Origin of the sequence: Tepidimonas aquatica, from assembly GCF_007556585.1 — a bacterium.
GTDB lineage: Bacteria > Pseudomonadota > Gammaproteobacteria > Burkholderiales > Burkholderiaceae_C > Tepidimonas > Tepidimonas aquatica.
On record NZ_VJNA01000067.1, the window covers coordinates 1 to 2,394 of the forward strand.

At 65.3% G+C, this 2,394-nt stretch carries 2 protein-coding genes and 1 pseudogene; all 3 read right to left on the minus strand.

Features of this window, described 5'->3' with window-relative positions:
* Positions 1–128 precede the first annotated feature (128 nt).
* Positions 129–1,559: a cardiolipin synthase gene (gene cls / locus Taqua_RS12880; RefSeq protein ID WP_144326971.1), complete on the minus strand. Its 1,431-nt coding sequence runs from the start codon at positions 1,557–1,559 to the stop codon at positions 129–131.
* Between the two features lie 17 nt (positions 1,560–1,576).
* Positions 1,577–2,008 carry a hypothetical protein gene (locus Taqua_RS13825; protein WP_425472601.1) on the minus strand — a complete coding sequence of 144 codons (432 nt, stop codon included), beginning with the start codon at positions 2,006–2,008 and terminating at the stop codon, positions 1,577–1,579.
* Positions 2,009–2,281: pseudogene (locus Taqua_RS13830) on the minus strand (AAA family ATPase); the annotation flags it as partial.
* Positions 2,282–2,394 lie beyond the last annotated feature (113 nt).

Consider the following 2,394-nt stretch of genomic DNA (forward strand, 5'->3'; position numbering starts at 1 on the left):
GCGTTCTTGTGCAGTCGAACCATCATGACTTTTGCCTCCGTAGTTCCTCGATCAGCTCACGCATCGTCTCGCGACCTATGAATAATGCACGACGTCGCGGATCAATGCAATCGTCCGGGACCTGACAGCTAGAGAATGGGGGTGAACAGACGGGCCACCCCGTCGCGCAAGCGGATGGCCAGCGGGCGGGCGCGCAACGCCATGGCCGATATCTCGTTCGACGCATCACGGGCGGCATCAAAAAGGGATTCCAGCCGCGTAGACAGCGCGGTGTCGTACACCTCCACATTAAACTCGAAGTTGAGGCGCAGGCTGCGCGCATCCCAATTGGCCGAACCCAGGCAGCACCACTGGCCGTCTATCAGCATCAGCTTGCTGTGGTCGAACGGGCCAGGCCGTTCGAAGATGCGCACACCGTGCTCCAGCACCTGCCAGTAGTGGGCGCGCGCGGCCCATTGCACCGTGGGATGGTCGCCGTTTGCGGGCGTCAGCACCTCGACGCGCACGCCGCGCAACGCGGCCGTGCTCAGCGCCGCGATCATCGGCTGATCGGGCACGAAGTAAGGTGTCCAGATGCGCACCGAATGCTTCGCCGCGCTCAAAGCGCCCATGAAGGTCCAGCGCAGCCGGTCCAGGGCCTCATCGGGACCGGCCTCGATGCCGCGCGCCCAAGAGGTTCCTTGCTCATCAGCCGTTGCGGGCGGTTCGCCCCAGAAAGCCTCGCTGAGCCGCTCGCCTGTGGTATCGCACCAGTCATCGGTGAAGCACCGCATCAGATGCGCAACCACCGGCCCGCGCAGACGAAAGTGCAAATCGTGACAGGCCTGGCCCGGCGCATCGGGCCGCCAATACGGGCCGAAGATGTTCATGCCGCCGGTGAAACCCGTCTCGCCATCGATCACCAGCAGCTTGCGGTGATTGCGCAGATGCGCGGCATGCAGGCGCGCGGGAATCAACGTCGGGTTGAACGTCGCCGCCGGAACGCCGGCGCGTTGCAAGGCGCGGTAGGCGCTGCGGGGCCTCCAGCGGGCATACACGTCGTCGATCAGCACCCGCACTTGCACGCCGCGCTCATGAGCCCGGCGCAGCGCATCGACGAACTGCGCCCCGATGCCTTGGCTGTCGAAGATGTACGAAGCCAGCGCGACGCTGTGCCGCGCCGATTCGATGGCGGCGAGCATGGCCGGGTAGGCCTGCTCGCCATCGACAAGCGGCTCGATGCGATTGCCGCTGGTCAGCGACTGGCCGGTGGCGCGTCCCACCAGGTGGGCCAGACCGGCAAGCGGCGGCGATACAGCCTCGGGCACCGTGGGTGAGAAATCTTGCCGAACTGCAGGACCCAGCCCCGGAAACAGCCGCCGCGCCCGCCGCTGGTAACGGTTGATGCCAAACAGCCCATACAGCAGCGAACCGCCCAGCGGCAACAAGGTGATCAGCAGTACCCACAGCGTGGCCGATCGCGGGTCACGCTTGTAGATGACCGCATGCCCCGCCGTGGGGATAGCGACCGCCAGCGACACGAGGGTGGCTGCCCATGTCAGCCCGTTGGGGTCGGACACGACAGCCTCCCCATGACTCAAGATTCGCCGCCCGCCGGCTTTTTCTTGCGCGTCGCCTTGCTTTCGTCGCTCGACGGCGCCTCGGCCACGTTCGCGGCATCGGGCTTTTCAGGCTCGACCGGTTTCGCTGGCGGCTCCTTGCGCTCGAAAACCACCCGCTCGGCCTTGTCGTCCCAGCGGGCGCTGACGTGATCGCCCTTGCCGATACCGCCACCCAGCATCTCGCGCGCCAGTGCCGTCTCCAGCTCGCTGCGGATCAGCCGCTTGAGCTCACGCGCGCCGAACTCGGGCTTGTAGCCTTCCTCCGCGAAGTGGTCGATCAAGGTCTGGTCGAAGGTCAACGTCACGCCCTGGCTGGCGGCGTTGCGGGCCACACGATCGAGCTGCAGGCCGACGATATGGCGGATCTCCTCCTTGCCCAGCGCATGGAAGACGATGATCTCGTCGATGCGGTTGAGGAACTCGGGGCGGAAGTGTCCGCGCAGCACGTCCATCACCTCGGCCTTGGTCTTCTCGTATTCCTCGCCGGCGGCGCCACGGGCCTTCAGCCGACGCTGGATGATGTCCGAGCCCAAGTTCGAGGTGGCGATGATGATGGTATTGGTGAAATCCACCACCCGGCCCTTGCCGTCGGTGAGCCGCCCGTCGTCGAATACCTGCAGCAGGATGTTGTAGACGTCGGGGTGAGCCTTCTCGATCTCGTCCAGCTGAACCGCCCCGGGTTTCGAGGAGGCTGTTGGGTTTAAGTTGACACCTCCATCGAGGAGTCGCTGACGGCGAGTTGCCGCCAGTAGTTTGCCTCAGCTTCTGCCGGAGGAATGCCCCCAATCGGCGT